The 18,453-nt window shown below is 61.1% G+C and carries 12 protein-coding genes; 5 read left to right on the top strand and 7 right to left on the bottom strand.

The window, feature by feature from the left end:
* Positions 1-94: 94 nt before the first annotated feature.
* The 6 genes from ACIOUG_RS03695 to tpx form a co-directional block, all read right to left on the bottom strand.
* Positions 95-2,176 carry a putative bifunctional diguanylate cyclase/phosphodiesterase gene (locus ACIOUG_RS03695; RefSeq protein ID WP_401062605.1) on the bottom strand — a complete coding sequence of 694 codons (2,082 nt, stop codon included), beginning with the start codon at positions 2,174-2,176 and terminating at the stop codon, positions 95-97.
* Between the two features lie 257 nt (positions 2,177-2,433).
* Complete coding sequence (locus tag ACIOUG_RS03690; RefSeq protein WP_401062603.1) at positions 2,434-3,894, bottom strand: efflux transporter outer membrane subunit; 1,461 nt, start codon at positions 3,892-3,894, stop codon at positions 2,434-2,436.
* Positions 3,891-6,998 carry an efflux RND transporter permease subunit gene (locus ACIOUG_RS03685; RefSeq protein ID WP_401062601.1) on the bottom strand — a complete coding sequence of 1,036 codons (3,108 nt, stop codon included), beginning with the start codon at positions 6,996-6,998 and terminating at the stop codon, positions 3,891-3,893. Before ACIOUG_RS03685 ends, ACIOUG_RS03690 begins: the two co-directional genes overlap by 4 nt.
* Positions 6,999-7,140: 142 nt before the next feature.
* Positions 7,141-10,236: an MdtB/MuxB family multidrug efflux RND transporter permease subunit gene (locus ACIOUG_RS03680; protein ID WP_401062599.1), complete on the bottom strand. Its 3,096-nt coding sequence runs from the start codon at positions 10,234-10,236 to the stop codon at positions 7,141-7,143.
* Positions 10,233-11,540: an MdtA/MuxA family multidrug efflux RND transporter periplasmic adaptor subunit gene (locus ACIOUG_RS03675; protein ID WP_401062597.1), complete on the bottom strand. Its 1,308-nt coding sequence runs from the start codon at positions 11,538-11,540 to the stop codon at positions 10,233-10,235. Before ACIOUG_RS03675 ends, ACIOUG_RS03680 begins: the two co-directional genes overlap by 4 nt.
* Positions 11,541-11,716: 176 nt before the next feature.
* Positions 11,717-12,217, bottom strand: coding sequence for a thiol peroxidase (gene tpx / locus ACIOUG_RS03670; RefSeq protein WP_401062595.1), 501 nt, complete (start codon positions 12,215-12,217; stop codon positions 11,717-11,719).
* 360 nt (positions 12,218-12,577) lie between these two features.
* Here tpx and ACIOUG_RS03665 point away from each other — a divergent pair, with 360 nt between their 5' ends.
* Positions 12,578-13,003, top strand: coding sequence for a YciI family protein (locus ACIOUG_RS03665; protein ID WP_401062593.1), 426 nt, complete (start codon positions 12,578-12,580; stop codon positions 13,001-13,003).
* Between the two features lie 136 nt (positions 13,004-13,139).
* Here the strand turns inward: ACIOUG_RS03665 and ACIOUG_RS03660 are convergent, their stop codons facing one another.
* Entirely contained in the window at positions 13,140-13,349 is a 210-nt protein-coding gene (locus ACIOUG_RS03660) for a cold-shock protein (RefSeq protein WP_401062825.1), read from the bottom strand.
* Between the two features lie 324 nt (positions 13,350-13,673).
* Here ACIOUG_RS03660 and ACIOUG_RS03655 point away from each other — a divergent pair, with 324 nt between their 5' ends.
* Genes ACIOUG_RS03655 through ACIOUG_RS03640 form a run of 4 tightly spaced genes read left to right on the top strand, consistent with a single transcriptional unit; the run spans position 13,674 to position 18,307 of the window.
* Positions 13,674-14,465, top strand: coding sequence for a hypothetical protein (locus ACIOUG_RS03655; RefSeq protein WP_401062591.1), 792 nt, complete (start codon positions 13,674-13,676; stop codon positions 14,463-14,465).
* A 10-nt stretch (positions 14,466-14,475) separates the two neighbouring features.
* Complete coding sequence (locus ACIOUG_RS03650; RefSeq protein ID WP_401062589.1) at positions 14,476-15,927, top strand: DUF1254 domain-containing protein; 1,452 nt, start codon at positions 14,476-14,478, stop codon at positions 15,925-15,927.
* 13 nt (positions 15,928-15,940) lie between these two features.
* Positions 15,941-17,344, top strand: a complete 1,404-nt coding sequence (locus tag ACIOUG_RS03645; RefSeq protein ID WP_401062588.1) for a DUF1254 domain-containing protein — start codon at positions 15,941-15,943, stop codon at positions 17,342-17,344.
* A 12-nt stretch (positions 17,345-17,356) separates the two neighbouring features.
* Entirely contained in the window at positions 17,357-18,307 is a 951-nt protein-coding gene (locus tag ACIOUG_RS03640; protein ID WP_401062586.1) for a transporter, read from the top strand.
* The last annotated feature ends 146 nt before the right edge of the window (positions 18,308-18,453 follow it).

Raw genomic sequence — 18,453 nt, 5'->3', positions numbered from 1 at the left:
GCTTGCTCCCGCTGGCCTGCGCAGCAGGCCATGCTTTAAGAGAGGGGCCGCTTCGCGCCCCAGCGGGAGCAAGCTCCCTCGCCACAGCAGGCAGTCAGACAGCCGCCAGGGCCTCTCCACGGGCAATGTTCTGCATGAACGCGTCCGCCGGCAGCGGATGCCCCAACAGATAGCCCTGCAACGAATCACACCCCAACTGCGTAAGGAAATCCTGCTGCACGCCGGTCTCCACACCCTCGGCAACAATCCGCAAACCCAGCGCCTGGCCCAGCGCGACGATGGCCGAGACAATCGCCGCGTCATCGCTGTCATGCTCCAGATCACGGACAAATCCACGGTCGATCTTCAGCTCGTTGGCCGGCAGGCGCTTGAGGTACATCAGGCTCGAATAGCCGGTGCCGAAGTCGTCGATCGACAGATCGACGCCCATGTCCGACAACTCCTGCAACACCGTCATGCTCGCATCGGCGTCGCTCATGGCGGTGGTCTCGGTGATTTCCAGGGTCAGGCTGTTCGCCGGCAGATGATGCGTGGCCAGCGCCCTGGCCACGCTCCGCACCAGCCCGGCGTGGCAGAACTGCAACGCCGAGAGGTTCACCGCAATGCGCCAGTCGGTGTAACCGAGCACGTACCATTCGCGCATCTGCCGGCAAGCTTCGTTGAGCACCCATTCGCCGATGGCGATGATCAGGCCGGTCTTCTCCGCCAGATCGATGAACTTGTCCGGGAGCAGCATGCCCTGGGTCGGATGCTGCCAGCGCAGCAGCGCCTCGGCGCCGACCGGACGGCCACTGGCGGCGTCGAATTTGGGTTGGAAGTACAAGCTGAACTGACTGTGCTCCAGCGCTGCGCGCAAATCTTGCAACAACTGCAACTGCTTGCGTGCGTTGCTGTTCATCGAGGCATCGAAGAAGCTGTAACCGTTTTTGCCGCCGCCCTTGGCGTGATACATCGCCGCGTCGGCGTTCATCAGCAGTTCCTGGGCGCTCTGGCCATTACCGGGGTAGACGGCGATGCCGACGCTGGCGGAAATCTGCAAGTCGTGCTCGGCCACGCGGAACGCCTGGCCGATCAACCCGACCTGACGCGCGGCCAGGCCCAGCGCATCGTCGGGTTCGCTCAGGCGTACCAGCAGCACGAATTCGTCGCCGCCGATCCGCGCCAATGTGTCCTGGCTGCGCAGGTCTTCACGCAGACGCCCGCCGACTTCACGCAGCAACTGATCGCCCATGTGATGGCCAAAGGCATCGTTGACCGGTTTGAAACCATCCAGATCAATGAACATCAACGCAAAACAGCCGCCCTGTTCCTCGACCTTTTTCATCGCCTGATTGATCCGGTCGTCCAGCAGCATGCGGTTCGGCAGACCGGTCAGGGTGTCGTGCAGCGCCAGTTGCGTCAGTTCACGGTTGGCCAGGGTCAGCGAATGCGCCAGATCGGCGGTGCGCGCTTCGAGGCGGGCATCGAGAATCGACGTGAGCAAGGCGATCGACAGCACCGCCAGCGTGGTGATCAGCACCAGATTATCGAGGCCGTTGCCCTTGAGACCGTCGAGCGTTGCACCGCAGAAACTGCCCTCGGGAAACTGCGCGGCGGCCATGCCGGTGTAGTGCATGCCGACAATCGCGATGCCCATGATCACCGCCGCACCGCCGCGAATCAGGCGTACATACGGCGAGTGCTGGCGCAGGCGGAAGGCAATCCACAACGCCGCCGCCGAAGCACCGACCGCGATCAGCAATGAGGCACCGAACAGCGTCGGGTCGTAGTCGATGCCCGGTGTCATGCGCAACGCGGCCATGCCGGTGTAATGCATTGCACTGATGCCGGCGCCCATGATCAAAGCACCAAAGGCCAGTTGCAGAATCGGCAGTTTCGGCTGGCTGACCAGCCACAGGGCAAACCCGCAGGACAGCACTGCGATCAGTAGCGACAGCGCGGTAATCGCAATGTCGTAGCCCAGGTCGATCGGCAGCTTGAAGGCCAGCATGCCGATGAAGTGCATCGACCAGACGCCGACCCCCATCGCCAGTGCACCGCCCGCCGTCCAGAAATGCACTGCGCGCCCACGGGCGCTGGCGATGCGCCCGGTCAGGTCGAGCGCGGTGTAGGACGCGAGGATCGCCACACACAAAGAAATGAAAACCAGGGTGAAGGAATAATTACCGATGAGCATGGGGATTCTCGCAACCACCCGCGCCGTACTGCGTCCATTCTCGGCCGGGCAAATGCGGCGATTGTACTGATTGCGCAGAAGAACGCACTGACAAAGTAACCATTTTGCCATCAACCCGATGAAACGCTTGTTTGATGGTTCTGCAAGGCTCTGGAACAACCATCACAGCCTGTAGGAGCTGCGGCACGCTGCGATCTTTTGATCCTGATGTTTAAAAACAAAGTCAAAAGATCGCAGCGTGCCGCAGCTCCTACAGGTTATTCGCTGGCCAGCTGTCCGTCCCAGCCGCCGCCCAGCGCGGCAATCAATTGCACGCTGGCAATCAGGCGATTCTGCAGGATATTCAGCACCGTGCGCTCGTTATTCAGCGCCGTGGCCTGCACCACCACGACGTCGATGTAGGCAATCAATCCGGCCTTGTACTGGTTCTGGGTCAGGCGCAGCGAGTCACGCGCCGCCTCCAGAGCTTCCTGACGCACAGCGGCTTCGTCTTCATACACCTTCAGTTGCACCAGATAGTTTTCCACTTCACGGAAACCGTCGAGCACAGTCTGGCGGTACTTGGCGACAGTCTGGTCATACACCGCCTCGGTGCGATCGACCTCAGCCGAGCGGATCCCGCCGTCGAAGATCGGCAAATCCAGTTTCGGCCCGACCGACCAGAAACGGTTCGGTAGCGTTAACAGATTTTTCGAGGTACTGCTGCTGTAACCGCCGCTCATGCTCAAGCTCAGGTCCGGGTAATACGCCGCTTTCGCCACGCCAATGTTGGCGTTCGCGGCGATCACCGAGCGCTCCGCCGAGGCGATGTCCGGACGCCGTTCCAGCAATTGCGAAGGCAGGCTCAGCGGAATCTGCGGCAGGTTCGGAATGTTCTGGCTTTCAGCGATGCTGAACTCGGCCGGCGCCTGCCCGGTGAGCACGGCGATGGCATTTTCGAACTGCGCGCGTTGCCAGATCAGGTCGACCAGATCGGCCTGGGTGCTTTTCAACTGGGTCTGTGCCTGCGCCACCGCATCGCGCCCGGAAATCCCCGCGCGATACTGGTTCTGGGTCATTTGCAGGGATTTTTCGTAGGCCGCGACGGTGGCTTCGAGCAGGCGCTTCTGCTGGTCGATGACCCGCAGTTGCAGGTAGTTCTGCACCAGTTCCGACTGCTGGCTCAGGCGCATCGCCGCCAGATCGGCGAAGCTTGCCTGGGCGCTGGCCTCATTGGCTTCCAGGCCACGGCGCAATTTGCCCCAGATATCCGCCTCCCAACTCACGCCCAGCTGCGCATTGTAGGTGTCGCGAATACCGCTGGCCGAACTGCTCAGGCTCGAACTGCTGCTGCCGGTGCCCTGGCTGGAACGAGTCTTGCCCACGCTCAGGTCGACACTGGGATAAAACGCCCCACGGGCACTGCGCACCAGAGCCTGAGCCTGACGGAACTGGGCTTCGGATTGCGCGACCGTCTGGTTGGAACTGTTGAGTTTTTCGATCAGGCCATTGAGCTGCTGATCGCCATACAACTCCCACCAGGCACCACGGGCCAGCGAATCGCTCGGATTGGCCTGACGCCAGCCCTCAGCCTCTTTGTATTGCGCGACCTCGGCGGTCTGCGGACGCTGATAGTCCGGGCCGACGGCGCAGGCACTGAGCATCGCCACGCACAGCGACAGGCTCAGCAGACGCGAGCCCCGGGCAGTGGCCAGATTGAGAAGCGAACGGTCAGTCATAGCGGAGTTTCCAGAGCGGCGTCAGTACGCACGCCACGCCACTTGTTGAAGCGGTGGCGCAGCTTGTCGAGATAGAGGTAAACCACAGGCGTGGTGTAAAGGGTCAGGACCTGGCTGAAGATCAGGCCGCCGATGATGGTCAGGCCCAATGGCTGGCGCATTTCCGCGCCCTCCGCACGGCCGAGCAGCAACGGCAAGGCGCCGAGGATCGCCGCCAGGGTGGTCATCAGAATCGGCCGCAGCCGTTGCAGGCAGGCGCTGCGGATCGACTCCAGCGGCGACAGGCCCTGATGGCGTTCCAGTTGCAGCGCCAGGTCGATCATCAGGATCGCGTTTTTCTTCACCACCCCGATCAGCAGGAACAACCCGAGCAGCGAGATCAGGCTGAACTCGCCGCCCAGCGCATAGATCGACAGCAATGCACCGACCCCGGCCGAGGGCAAGGTCGAGAGAATCGTCAGCGGGTGAATGTAGCTTTCATACAGCACGCCCAGCACCAGATACACCGCCAGCAGCGCACCGAGGATCATGAACGGCTGACTTTTCTGCGTCGCGGCAAAGGCGTCGGCGGTGCCGGCCATTTTCGCGATCACGTCTTCCGGCAGACCGACCTTGGCAATCGCCCGCTCGATCGCAGCACTGCCCTGCTCCACGGTCACGCCTTCAGCCATGTCGAACGCGATGCTTTCCGAGGCGAACTGGCCTTCGTGGCTGACTCGGTCGTCTTCCAGGCTGTTTTCGTAATGGGCGATGGTCGACAACGGAATCCGCGCACCGTCCGCAGTAATCACGTGCACCTGATTGAGCGTCACCGGGTCTTGGGCGTATTTCGGATTGACCTCCATCACCACCTGATACTGGTTGAGGCTGTCATAGATGGTGGAAATCTGTCGCTGGCTGTAGGCGTTGTTCAACACCGCCGTGACCATGTTCATGTCGACCCCGAGGCGCTTGGCCTGATCGCGGTCGACAATCAGCGTCACTTGCTGCGCGCCACGTCCTTCGCGGGCGTCGATGGCGGTCAGCTCGGGCAGTGCGCGCAGCGCGGTGACCACCTTCGGATACCACTCGCGCAACGCCCCCAGATCACCGCTTTGCAGGATATAGCTGTACTGCGACGTGGTCTGCTCGCGGCCGCCGCCGAATTGCAGGTCCTGGTCCGCCATCAGCATCAACTGGGCGCCGGGCACCTTGGGCATTTCCTTGCGCAGGCGTTCGATGACTTTCTGCGCCGACAGATTGCGCTCCTTGATCGGCTTCAGGCGTACCAGCATGAAGGCGTTGTTGGTGCCGTTGGTGCCGCCGATGAACCCGGCGACGCTCTCGACCGCTTCGTCCTTGAGCACGGCGCGGCGGAAGGTTTCCATCTTCGGCTGCATCACGCTGAACGACAGGCCGTCGTCACCGCGGACAAAACCGATCAACTGGCCGGTGTCCTGCTGCGGCATGAACGTCTTTGGCACCACCACGTACAGCGCGACGTTGACGCCCACCGTGATGATCAGGCTGAGCAAGGTCAGGCGTCGATGGCGCAGCACCCAGTCGAGGCTGGTCGCATATTTGCCGACCATCCAGTCGTTGGCGCGACGGCTCCAGTGTTGCAGGCGGTTTTCCTGCCCCGGCGTGTGCGGCTTGAGCCAGCGGGCGCAGAGCATCGGGGTCAGCGTCAGCGAGACCACCAGCGACACCACGATGGCTGCTGCCAGGGTGATGGAAAACTCGCGGAACAGGCTCTCGACAATCCCGCCCATGAACAGGATCGACAGAAACACCGCCACCAGCGATACGTTCATCGACAGCAAGGTGAAGCCGACTTCCTTGGCCCCGAGATAGGCAGCCTTCATCGGCTTGACGCCTTCGTCGATGTGTCGGGAAATGTTCTCCAGCACCACGATGGCATCGTCCACCACCAGCCCGGTGGCCAGAATCAGCGCCATCAGCGACAGGTTGTTCAGGGAAAAACCATAGAGGTACATCACCGCGAAGGTGCCCACCAGCGACACCGGAACCGCCAATGTCGGAATCAGCGAGGCGCGGAAGTTACCGAGGAACAGGAACACCACCAGAATCACCAGCGCCACGGCGATCAGCAGGGTCATTTCCGCTTCGTGCAATGTGGCCTTGATCACTGGCGAGCGATCCATCGCCAGATTCAGCTTTACGCTGGCCGGCAGCACCGCTTGCAACGCCGGCAACTGCGCCTTGATCTCGTTGACCGTCTCGATGATGTTGGCGCCGGCCTGACGGTTGATCACCAGCAGCACCGCCGCGTCATCATTGAAGAAACCGCTGTTGTAACGGTCTTCGACGCCGTCGCTGACCTTGGCCACGTCCTTCAGGCGCAGCGCGGCGCCATTGTTGTAGTGGATGATCAGCGATTCGTAATCCTTGGCCTTCTCCAACTGGTCGTTGGCCTGGATCTGCCACAACCGTTCGCTGTCTTCCACCGAACCCTTGGGCCGGCGCACATTGGCCCCGGCGATGGTCTTGCGCACATCGTCGAGCGCCACGCCGTACTGGTTCAGTGCCTGCGGTTCGAGTTCGATACGCACCGCCGGCAGCGAACTGCCACCGATCTGCACTTCACCGACACCCTGCACCTGGGACAGGCTCTGCGAGAGGATGGTCGAGGCCAGATCATAGAGTTGACCTTTTTCCAGCACGTCCGAAGTCAGCGACAGCACCATGATCGGCGCCTGCGACGGGTTGACCTTTTTGTAGGTCGGCATGCTGCGCATTCCGCTCGGCAACAGGTTGCGCGAAGCGTTGATCGCCGCCTGCACTTCCCGCGCCGCACCGTTGATATCGCGGTCGAGGTCGAATTGCAGAATGACCCTTGTCGAACCCTGGCTGGAACGGCTGCTCATGGTGTTGACGCCGGCAATCGCGCCGAACGAGCGCTCCAGCGGCGTCGCCACCGTGGAGGCCATGACCTCGGGACTGGCGCCGGGCAGACTGGCCTGAACCACGATCACCGGGAAGTCCATTTGCGGCAGCGGTGACACCGGCAGCAGACCGAAGCTGACACCGCCCAGCAACATGATCGCCAGGCTCAGGAGCATGGTCGCGACCGGGCGTTTGATGAAAGGACCGGACAAATTCATTGACCAAGATCCTTACTTTCACCGCACTTCCCTGTAGGAGTGAGCCTGCTCGCGATGAGGTCGGCACATTCAATATCGGTAGGGACAGACACACTGCTATCGCGAGCAGGCTCACTCCTACAAGGGATATGTGTACGGGCAGTCATACCGGTACCTCTTCGGTATTGGTTTTGCCAAAGCGCCGACCGAGGCGGTCGAAGTACAGGTAAATCACCGGCGTGGTGAACAGGGTCAGCACCTGGCTCACCAGCAGGCCGCCGACCATCACCAGACCCAGAGGCTGACGCAATTCAGCGCCGGAGCCGGTGGCAAGCATCAGCGGCACCGCGCCGAACAGCGCGGCCAGCGTCGTCATCAGAATCGGCCGGAAGCGCAGCAGCGCCGCCTGATAGATCGCCTCCTCCGGCGCCATGCCCTGAGTGCGTTCGGCGTCGAGGGCGAAGTCGATCATCATGATCGCGTTCTTCTTGACGATACCGATCAGCAGGATGATGCCGATGATCGCGATCATCCCCAGGTCATTGCCGCTGAGCAGCAACGCGAGCAAGGCACCGACCGCCGCCGACGGCAAAGTCGAGAGAATGGTGATCGGGTGGATGTAACTCTCGTAGAGCACGCCGAGCACGATGTACATGGTCACCACCGCCGCCAGAATCAGCAGCAAGGTGCTCGACAGCGACGCCTGGAACGCTTCGGCCGCGCCCTGGAACTGGGTCTGCACGCCAATCGGCATGCCGATGTCCTTCTGCACCTGGTCGATGATGTCCACCGCATGCCCCAGCGCCACGCCGGGCGCCAGGTTGAACGACATCATCACCGCCGGGAACTGGCCGATGTGGGTGATCGCCAGTTGCGCCTGACGCTCCTCGACATGGGCCAGGCTCGACAGGCGCACCTGCGCACCGTCAGTGGTCTTGACGTGAATCTGGTCCAGCGCCGCCGGCCCGATCTTCTCCCCGGCCTGTGCCTGCAGCACCACGCGGTACTGGCTGGCCTGGGTGTAGATGGTCGAAATTTGCCGCTGGCCGAAGGCGTCATACAGCGCATCGGTGATGTTCTGCACCGAAACGCCGAGGCGCGAGGCCGCATCGCGGTCGATCACCAGATAGACCTGCAAGCCCTTGTCCTGCAAATCACTGGCAACGTCGGTCAGTTCCGGACGCTGCGCCAGCGCCTCGACCAGCCGCCCGCTCCACTGACTGAGCAGTTCGGCATCCGGCGAGGACATGCTGAACTGGTACTGGGTACGGCTGACCCGATCCTCGATGGTCAAATCCTGCACCGGTTGCATGAACAGACGGATACCGACCAGTTTGTTCAGTTGCGGTTGCAGGCGCGCGATCACCTGCGTGGCGCTCAGGTCACGCTGGCCATGCGGCTTGAGGTTGATCAGCAAGCGCCCGCTGTTGAGCGTGGCGTTGTCGCCGTCGACGCCTATGTAAGACGACAGGCTCTCCACAGCCGGATCTTCGAGAATCACCTTGGCCAGCGCCTGCTGACGCTCGCCCATGGCCGCGAAGGAAATCGACTGCGGCGCCTCGGAAATGCCCTGGATCACCCCGGTGTCCTGCACCGGGAAAAACCCTTTGGGCACCACCATATAAAGGAACACGGTCAGCGCGAGGGTACCGATAGCCACCAACAGGGTCAGCGGCTGATGCTTGAGGACCCACTGCAACTTGCGCCCGTAGGCGGCGATCATCCAGTCGATGACCGCACCGCTGGCCCGGTAAAAGCGGCCCTGTTCATGCGCTTCCGGCTCACGTTTGAGCAGACGTGCGCACATCATCGGCGTCAACGTCAGCGAGACCACCAGCGAAATCAGGATCGCCACCGCCAGGGTGATGGCGAACTCGCGGAACAGCCGGCCGACCACGTCAGCCATGAACAGCAGCGGAATCAGTACCGCGATCAGCGACAGGGTCAGGGAAATCAAGGTGAAGCCGATCTGTTTGGCGCCCTTGAGCGCCGCCTGCATCGGGCTGTCGCCCTCCTCGATGAAGCGCGCAATGTTTTCCAGCATCACGATCGCATCGTCGACCACAAAACCTGTGGCGATGGTCAGCGCCATCAACGTCAGGTTGTTAACCGAGAACCCGGCGAGATACATCACGCCAAACGTACCGATCAGCGACAGCGGCACCGCCACCGACGGAATGATCGTCGCACTGGCTCGCCGCAGAAACAGGAACGTCACCATCACCACCAACGCGATGGCGATCAGCAGTTCGTGCTGCACATCGGTGACCGAGGCGCGGATGGTCTGGGTCCGGTCGGTAAGCACGGTGACGTCGAGGCCGGCCGGCAGGTTGTCGGTGATGCTCGGCAGCAACGCCTTGATCCGGTCGACCACCTCGATCACGTTGGCGCCCGGCTGGCGCTGGATGTTCAGCAGCACCGCCTGATTCTGGTTGGCCCACGCGGCGAGACGTTCGTTCTCCGCGCCGTCGACGATTTCCGCCACATCCTTCAGGCGCAGCGGCGCGCCGTTCTTGTAGGCGAGGATCAGGTTGGCGTAATCCTTGGGCGACGTCAGCTGGTCGTTGGCGTCGAGCATCGAGACCCGGGTCGGGCCGTCGAAGTTACCTTTCGGCTGATTGACGTTGGACGCGCCGATCAGGGTGCGCACGTCTTCGAGGTTCAGGCTGTTCGCCGCGAGGGCTTCAGGGTTGACCTTGATCCGCACTGCCTGACGCTGACCGCCGGCAATGCTGACCATGCCGACGCCGCTGATCTGGGCGATCTTCTGCGCCATGCGCGTATCGACCAGGTCATTGAGCTTGGGCAGGAGCATGGTTTTCGAGGTGATCGCCAGGGTCAGCACCGGGGTGTCCGCCGGGTTGACCTTGTTGTACACCGGTGGTGCCGGCAAATCGGTTGGCAGCAGATTGGTCGCGGCGTTGATCGCGGCTTGCACCTGCTGTTCGGCGACGTCCATGTTGATGTCGAGGCTGAAGCGCAGGGTCAGCACCGAAGCGCCGCCGGAGCTGGTCGAGGCCATTTGCGTCAGGCCCGGCATCTGCCCGAACTGGCGTTCGAGGGGCGCGGTGACGGCACTGGTCATCACGTCCGGACTGGCGCCGGGGTACAGGGTCATGACGCGAATGGTCGGGTAATCGACCTGCGGCAACGCCGAGACCGGCAGCAGGCGATAGGCAATCAGGCCGGCCAGGACAATGGCCAGCATGCTCAGGGTGGTGGCTACCGGACGGAGGATGAACAGCCGCGAAATGTTCATGCGCCCTTCTTGGCCTTGTCAGCCGTGGCGGCGTCTGGCGCACTGGCGGCGGGTTTGCCTTGCAGGTGCCCGGTCGGGGTGGTCGGCACGTCATTGCTGTCGTTGACCACTTCCACTTCGCTGCCTTCCTTCAGGCGATCTGTACCTTCCAGCACCACGCGATCGCCTGCGGCCAGTCCTTCGGTGATCACCGTGTTGTTGCCGTCGCTGGCGCCGATCTTCAACTGGTGGATGGTGACTTTCTTGTCGCCGTCCAACGCGTAAACAAAAGTACCGTTGGTGCCGAACTGAATCGCCGCCGACGGTGCCAGCACCACGCCTTTGAGGGTATCTGCCAGCAGGTGCACATTGACGAACTGATTGGGGAACAGCGACTGGTCGCGGTTATCGTAGCGAGCCTTGAATTTCAGGGTGCCGGTGGCGACGTCGATCTGGTTGTCGAGGCTTTGCAGCACGCCGCTGGCCTGGATTTTGGTATCGCCGCGATCCCATGCCTCGGCCGGCAGCTTGGCACCGCTGTGGTAGCGGGCCAATACGGTTTCGAGACTGTTTTCCGGCAGGGTGAAGACCACGCTGATGGGTTGGGTCTGAGTAATGACCGCAAGGAACGTGGTGTCGTTGGCGGCGACGAGGTTGCCGACGTCGACCTGACGCAGACCGACGCGACCGGCAATCGGTGCACGGATCTTGGTGAATTCGAGATTGAGCTTGGCGTCGTTGACCGCCGCCTGATTGGTCTTGACCGTGCCCAGATACTGGCCGACCAGCGCTTCGGCGGTGTCCAGGGTCTGCTTGGCGATACTGTCTTCCTTGAACAGGCCGCGATAACGCTCGACGTCGACCTGGGCGTTTTTCAACTGCGCCTGATTCTGCAGCAAGGTGCCTTCAGCCTGGAGCAAGGCGTTCTGGTACGGACGCGGATCGATCTCTGCCAGCAGGTCGCCGGCCTTGACCATCTGCCCTTCTTCGAAGTTGATCTTCACCAGTTCGCCGCCGACCCGGCTGCGCACATTGATGGTGTTGAGCGCAGTCACCGTGCCCAGTGCCTTGTAATACAGCGGGAAGTCCCCCGTGACCGCCGGCGCCACTCGCACCGGAATCGGTCCGGCCGCGCCGCCGAAGCCTGGGCGCATCATCCCCGAACGTCCGGCATGGCCGCTCGCCGCCTTGTCCGCGCCCTCCTTGTGGGCCGAACCGGCGGGCCAGAATTTCCAGCACAGGACGGCGATGACCAACAGGACGAGCAGGCTGATCAGCCAGCGACGGGAGTTGCGAGAGGACGATTGCATGGATTGATTAACCATTGGGCGCGTGGGCTTCTTTTTACGGGAGGCTGAACGATAAGCACTGATCGGATTTAAGCAAAGCAGCTTTACCGGCTATTTACTTTCAACTTACGTTTCAAGGTGTGTGGCAAGACACTGATACACAAATGAAAACGGCCTGGACAGGGCCAGGCCGTTAACAATTGTAAAAGCGCTTATTTCAGTACGGCGAGTGCTGCGTCGTAGTTCGGCTCTTCAGCGATTTCCTTGACCAGCTCGCTGTGCAGCACGTTGTCGTTCTCGTCCAGCACCACCACGGCACGGGCGGTCAGGCCTTTCAACGGGCCGTCAGCGATGGCCACGCCGTAGTTCTCGATGAACTCGGCACCGCGCAGGGTCGACAGGTTCTTTACGTTTTCCAGACCTTCGGCACCGCAGAAGCGCGCTTGGGCGAACGGCAGGTCAGCCGAGATGCACAGCACCACGGTGTTGGCGACGTCGTTGGCCTGAGCGTTGAACTTGCGCACGGAGGTGGCGCAGGTCGGGGTGTCGACGCTTGGGAAGATGTTCAGCACTTTGCGCTTGCCGGCAAAGTCTTTCAGGGTGACGTCGGACAGATCGCCGGCAACCAGGGAAAAGGCTGGCGCCTTGGAACCGGCTTGTGGCAACTGGCCGTTGACTTGAACCGGGTTGCCTTTGAGGGTGACTTGAGCCATGACTTTAGTCCTTCTGAACGTGGTTATTGAGCATGCAAGAGGCCGAAGTTAACCACGAAATTGTCCGACGACCTATGCCCTGACTGAAAATTGTCAGGGGCCTGCGCAAAAAATTGTATACAACCCATCTCCCCTGTAGGAGCTGCCGCAGGCTGCGGTCTTTTGACTTTATCTTTTTATCAAGATCAAAAGATCGTCCGATCGCCGCCCGAGTCTGCGGCAGCTCCTAAATTGGCAGTGCAGCGTGTCGGGTTGCATTTGTTAAATCGCCGGGTTGCATCTTTTATTCAGAGACCTGTCGATTCATGCGCGGCCCATTCGACTAAACCATGAATCCCCCCATTCCCTGGAGAAACCGCCATGCGATTCATGATTCTTGTCAAAGCCAGCGCCGATTCCGAAGCCGGCATCATGCCCAGTGAAGAGCTGATCACCGCCATGGGCAATTTCAACGAAGAACTGGTCAAGGCCGGCATTCTCATCGACGCCGATGGCCTGCACCCGAGCAGCAAAGGCGCGCGCGTGCATTTCTCCGGCGACAAGCGCACCGTCATCGACGGCCCGTTCATCGAGACCAAGGAGCTGGTGGCCGGGTACTGGATCTGGGAAGTGAAGTCGAAAGAAGAAGCCATTGAATGGGTCAAGCGCTGCCCCAACCCGATGCCGGGCGATTCCGATATCGAGATCCGCCAGATCTTCTCCGCCGAGGATTTCGGCGCCGAGTTCACCCCCGAAGCACGAGCGCAGGAAGAGCGGATCCGCGAGCAAGCCAAGAAAAACCTGTAATCCCCGCCCCCCTGTAGGAGCTGCCGCAGGCTCGGGCCGCGATCGGACGATCTTTTGACTTTGACCTTAAAGAGCAAAATCAAAAGATCGTCCGATCGCGGCCCGAGCCTTCGGCAGCTCCTACATAAGAGGATGTTCAAAGCGGTTGAACATTTACAGCTATAACCTTATTTGTTTTCGGGTCTATTTTTGGCTCATAAGAAACCCTTTGATTCTCGACAAGCCCCGAAAACCGAAAGGCGCCAAGTTCAGTGTCTTTTACAAATACATGGCCGCTCTCGCCATCCGGCGTGATAAAACCAAACCCCTTGTTGTTGTTAAACCACTCGACCGTCCCAGTAGCCATTTCCATCACCTCTCAACCGTCCATTCGGTGACCGATAGACATCGGTCTCTCACCGCCATAGAGCGCTGGTTCCACGCCCCCTGCAACTGTCAAGTCTGACAGGGGCTCCACGCTTTTCGACCAACGGTAGCTGTCCAGTCGTTACACCATCGTTCTGTGACTCTGTAGACAAAACCAAAGAATTAATCCTTTCGACTGGCTAACTCCCGATTAGCTGCTAGCGTCATTCAGACGTGTCCTACAGGCTTGATAAAAAAGGAAATACGTCCAACGGCCGAGAAGTGCCGGGTCGTCCATGCAGTAGCCACCAGGGAAACGGGGATCATGTCGAAGAAAATGGGGATTCACGCCTTGCTGCTGGCGAGTTCGCTGGCGCCTGTGTTTTGTGCCCAAGCGAATAACGCCGAAGAGGCCAACAAAAGCAACAACCCGCTGAACCTGGCTCCCGGCGCCAACCTGCAGGACTACTACACGCCGAAGCTGTTCGACAGCAACCTGCACACCAACGACGCTTTGTTGCGCGGCACCTTGCCGGTCGCACCCAACGATTTCATCGGCGTGCCGCAGTTGCTGCGCGCAACCATGCCGATCAGCACCCGTCCTGATCCGCACGGTGGCTACAGCACTGGCATCGGCGACCTCAATCTGTTCGACATCTTCCTGCTCAAGACCGACGGCGTGCAGTTGGGCATCGGCCCGCAGATCACCGCGCCGACCGCCGCCGAGGATGAACTGGGCACCGGCAAGTGGCAGGCCGGCCTCGCGGCGGTGGCAATTGACTCGTCACCGCGCGGCCTGCTCGGTGCGCTGGTGCAGTACCAGAGCTCGTTCGCCGGCGACCACGACCGCGCGCACGTCGAAACCGCAACCCTGCAGCCCTTCATCATTCATAACCTGGAAAAAGGCTGGTACCTGCGCTCCACCGGCACCTGGACTTTCGACCTGAAGAACGACACCCACTACATCCCGATCGGCCTGGGTGCGGGCAAGGTCTGGAAGTCCGGCAGCAACATTCTCAACGGCTTCCTCGAACCGCAGTGGACCGTCGAACGCAAAGGCGATGGCGTGCCGCAATTCACCCTGTTCGCCGGGATCAACGTGACGTTCGGAAAATAAGGAAATACCCATGCACATTGCTTTGCGCGCCGCCGGTTTCAGCCTGATGACCCTGTTCGCCAGCTGCGGCGTTGGTGCTCAGGAGCTCGACACCCGTATCGGCAAGATAGCCATGGAAGGCGAACTGCCGGCCCACGAGTCAATCGCCAAACTCTACGCCGAGCTGGATTTTCAGCAGGCGACCCAGAGCTATCTGTGGGCGTTGCCGCTGGTGTCCTACGCGCAATGGCAGGAAGAGTTTCGCGACAAGCTCGGCGCGCGCAGCGGCGATCTGATGGTGCTCAACAACTACGAAGACAAGCTCGGCGTGATCACCGCCAACGCCACCACGCCGTACATTCTCGGCTTCGTCGACCTCAGCGAAACCGGGCCGCTGGTGATTGAACTGCCACCGGGACCGACCGCCGGCGGCATCGGCGATTTCTGGCAGCGGGCGATCATCGACATGGGCCAGACCGGCCCGGACAAAGGCCAGGGTGGCAAATACCTGGTGCTGCCGCCGGGCGCGGAGCCACCGGCCGATGCCGACAAGTATTACCTGGCCAAATCGGAAACCATGAACGTGCTGGTGGGTTTCCGGGTGCTCGATCCGGATCCGGCCAAGGGCAAGGCGCTGGTCGAGAAATTCAAGATGTACCCCTACGCCAAACGCGCCGAGCCGAGCAAGACCCGCCTGCTGTCGCCTGACGGTAAAAAGTGGTCGGGTACCCAGCCGCGCGGCATCGCTTACTGGCAGCGGCTGCACCAGATCATCCAGAAAGAACCGGTCAACGAACGTGACCGCTTCTACATGGCGATGCTCGCCAGTCTCGGCATCGAGAAGGACAAACCGTTCAACCCCAACACCCAGCAGCGTCAGGCACTGGAGTCCGGCGCGCAGGTCGGTGAACTGATCGCAAAGGCCAACACCTTTGCCAAGCGTTTTCCTGACGCGCAGTACTGGCCCGACCGGCATTGGGACACGGTGCTGAACATCGCCGAACCGTCGCAACGCGTGGCCTTTTACGACCAGTTGTGGGAACGCAGCGCCTGGTTCTACGAAGCGGTGACCAACACCAAAGGCATGGTCTCCAAAACACCGGGCCTCGGCCAGACCTACCTCGGCGCCTACACCGACGCCAAGGGTGACTGGCTCGACGGCGGCAAGACCTATCTCCTGCACGTCGACGCCAACCCGCCGGCCAAGCAGTTCTGGTCGATGACCGTGTACGACATCGACAGCCGTTGCCTGATCGACAACCCGCAGCGCAAGGCCGATCTGTCCTCGCGTCAGGACTTGAAAAAGAACGCCGACGGCTCGGTGGACCTGTACTTCGGCCCGACCGCACCCAAAGGCTTCGAGAGCAACTGGGTGCAAACGATACCCGGCAAGCACTGGTTCAGCTATTTCCGCCTGTACGCGCCGACCGAAGCCTATTTCGACAAGAGTTGGAAACTCGATGACATCACTGTCGTGCAATGAATAAGGACGCCGCATGAACACACGCAATCTATGGCTGACCGCTCTGACCCTCGCCCTGAGCAGCAGCGCCTGGGCCGATTTCAGCGCCAGCCCCGAAGAAGCCCGAGGCATCGCCAAGGACGCCTATCTTTATGGCTTCCCGGTAGTAGAAATGTACAAGACCCTGTACACCCAGGCCGTGGACAGCAAGAGTCCGAACTTCAAGGCACCGTTCAACCAGATCGGCAACACCGCCAAGGCCTTCACCGCCAAAGACACCGCGTTCGTCACGCCGAACGCCGACACGCCCTACTCGTTCGTCTGGATGGACCTGCGCAGCGAGCCGTTGATCCTGACCTTGCCGCCGATCGAAGAACACCGTTACTACTCGGTGCAACTGATCGACGCCTATACGCAGAACTTCGCTTACCTGGGCACCCGCAGTACCGGTAATAACGGTGGCCATTTCATGATCGCCGGGCCTGACTGGCAGGGTCAGCAACCGATCAACATCGACCGGCTGCTGCGCAGCGAAAGCAATATCGCCTACGCGCTGTACCGCACGCAGCTGTTCGACGAAAAAGATCTGGGCAAGGTCAAGCAGATCCAGAAAGGCTACAAGGTCGAGCCGCTGAGCCACTACGTGAAACAAAAAGCCCCGGCGCCGGCACCGAAAGTCAGTTGGCCGAAACCGACGCCGACCATGAGCGAAACCCCGGAGCAGTTTCGCTACCTGAACTTCATGCTCGCCTTCACCCCGCCGCAGGACGTCGAAAAAGACCTGCTCGCACGCTTCGCCAAGATCGGCATCGGTGCCGGTCAGACCTTCGACCTGAAACAGCTCAGCGCCGAGCAACGCAAGGCCCTCGAAGATGGCATCAGCGACGCCAAGGCTGAATTTGCCGCATTCAAGAAAGACAAGGTCGACACGCACGAAATCAGCAGCGGTGACCTGTTCGGCACCCGCGATCACCTCAAGGGCAATTATCTGTATCGCTACGCCGGCGCCAACATGGGCATTTTCGGCAACTCTGCCGAAGAGGCGAACTACATCGGTTATTTCGTCGACAAGGACGGCCAACCGGTCGACGCGGCGAAACATGACTACACCTTGCATTTCGACAAGGGTGCCCTGCCCCCGGCGGACGCCTTCTGGTCGCTGACCATGTATGACGGCAAGAGCAAATTGCTGGTGGCCAACCCGCTTGGTCGCTACCTGATCAACTCGCGGATGCTGCCGGATCTCAAGCTCGATGGCGACGGCGGCCTGACCCTCTATGTGCAGCACAACAATCCCGGCAAGGACAAGCAGGCCAACTGGTTGCCGGCTCCGAACGGGCCGTTCTACGGCGTGTTGCGCCTGTACCTGCCGAAACCGCAAGTGGCCAGCGGCGAGTGGAAGATGCCACTGCTCACCCCGGTCGACTCAAAACAATAAACGGAGCCAGTGATGGTCAAGCCTTACGTTGTGCGTCCGCTGCTGGCGCTGTGCATGATCGGCAGTACTCAACTCTATGCGGCCGAAGGTGGAGTCGGCCGGCCGATCACCGGGCAGCAGGTGTACTCCAACGCGGGGATCATTCCGCCGGAGCCGGGCTGGGTCGTCTCGGTCACCAGCATCTGGTACGACGGCTCGCTCAAGGGCAGTCGCGGCGCGCCGATTTCCGGTGAGGTCAGTGCCGGGATCGACATGAAAGTCTCCTACACCATAACCAACCTGACCCACATCTGGGACACCGGCAAAGGCCCATGGAACTTCGCCTCGGCAATAGGCGTTCCAGTGCAGTACACCGACATTGACGCGGCCATCACCGGCCCGCGCGGACGCACCCTCGGCACCAGCGATTCCGGGACTCAGTTTGCCGATGCGCTGGTCACGCCGATTGCCGCCGGCTACCACTTCGACGAGTTGAACCACATCGCGTTCTCCCTGCCGATCTACGTGCCGACCGGCGCCTACAACGACAATCGCCTGGCCAACCCGGGGCAGAACAACTACACGTTCATGCCCACCGTGGCCTTCACCCATCTGGACGGCAAGGGGGGCGAATTCACCCTGTCCAGTGGCCTGGAGTTCTACACCGAAAACACCGCCACCGATTACCGCAACGGCAACATTTTCACCCTCGATGCCTTGTGGACTCATGGCTTCGGCAGTGGCTGGAGCGCAGGTCTCGCGGCCGGCTATATCCAACAGGTCACCGACGACAAGGGGCAGACCGCCGACAGCCTCAATGGCTTCCGTGGACGTTCGGTCGGCGCCGGGCCGGTGATCGCCTGGGCCGGCAAATTCGCCGATGCCCAAGCCAACATCAGTGCGCGCTGGGTGCCGGAGTTCGACACCAAGAACCGCCCTGAAGGCAACGGCATTGCCGTCAACATGACCCTGGCGTTTTTCTAGAAGGAGCCAGGGATGGCTGATTGGCAGGCTGGGAACAGAGGTGCGGCCTTCGCGAGCAAGCCCGCTCCCACATTGGCTTTTCAACACACACAGATTCCCTGTGGGAGCGGGCTTGCTCGCGAAGAGGCCCGCTCAGCCACCACAAC

It is taken from the genome of Pseudomonas sp. NPDC087803 (assembly GCF_044742995.1).
GTDB lineage: Bacteria > Pseudomonadota > Gammaproteobacteria > Pseudomonadales > Pseudomonadaceae > Aquipseudomonas.
Note: the sequence above shows the minus strand (reverse complement) of the source record. Positions and strands in the feature narration are given on the sequence as shown.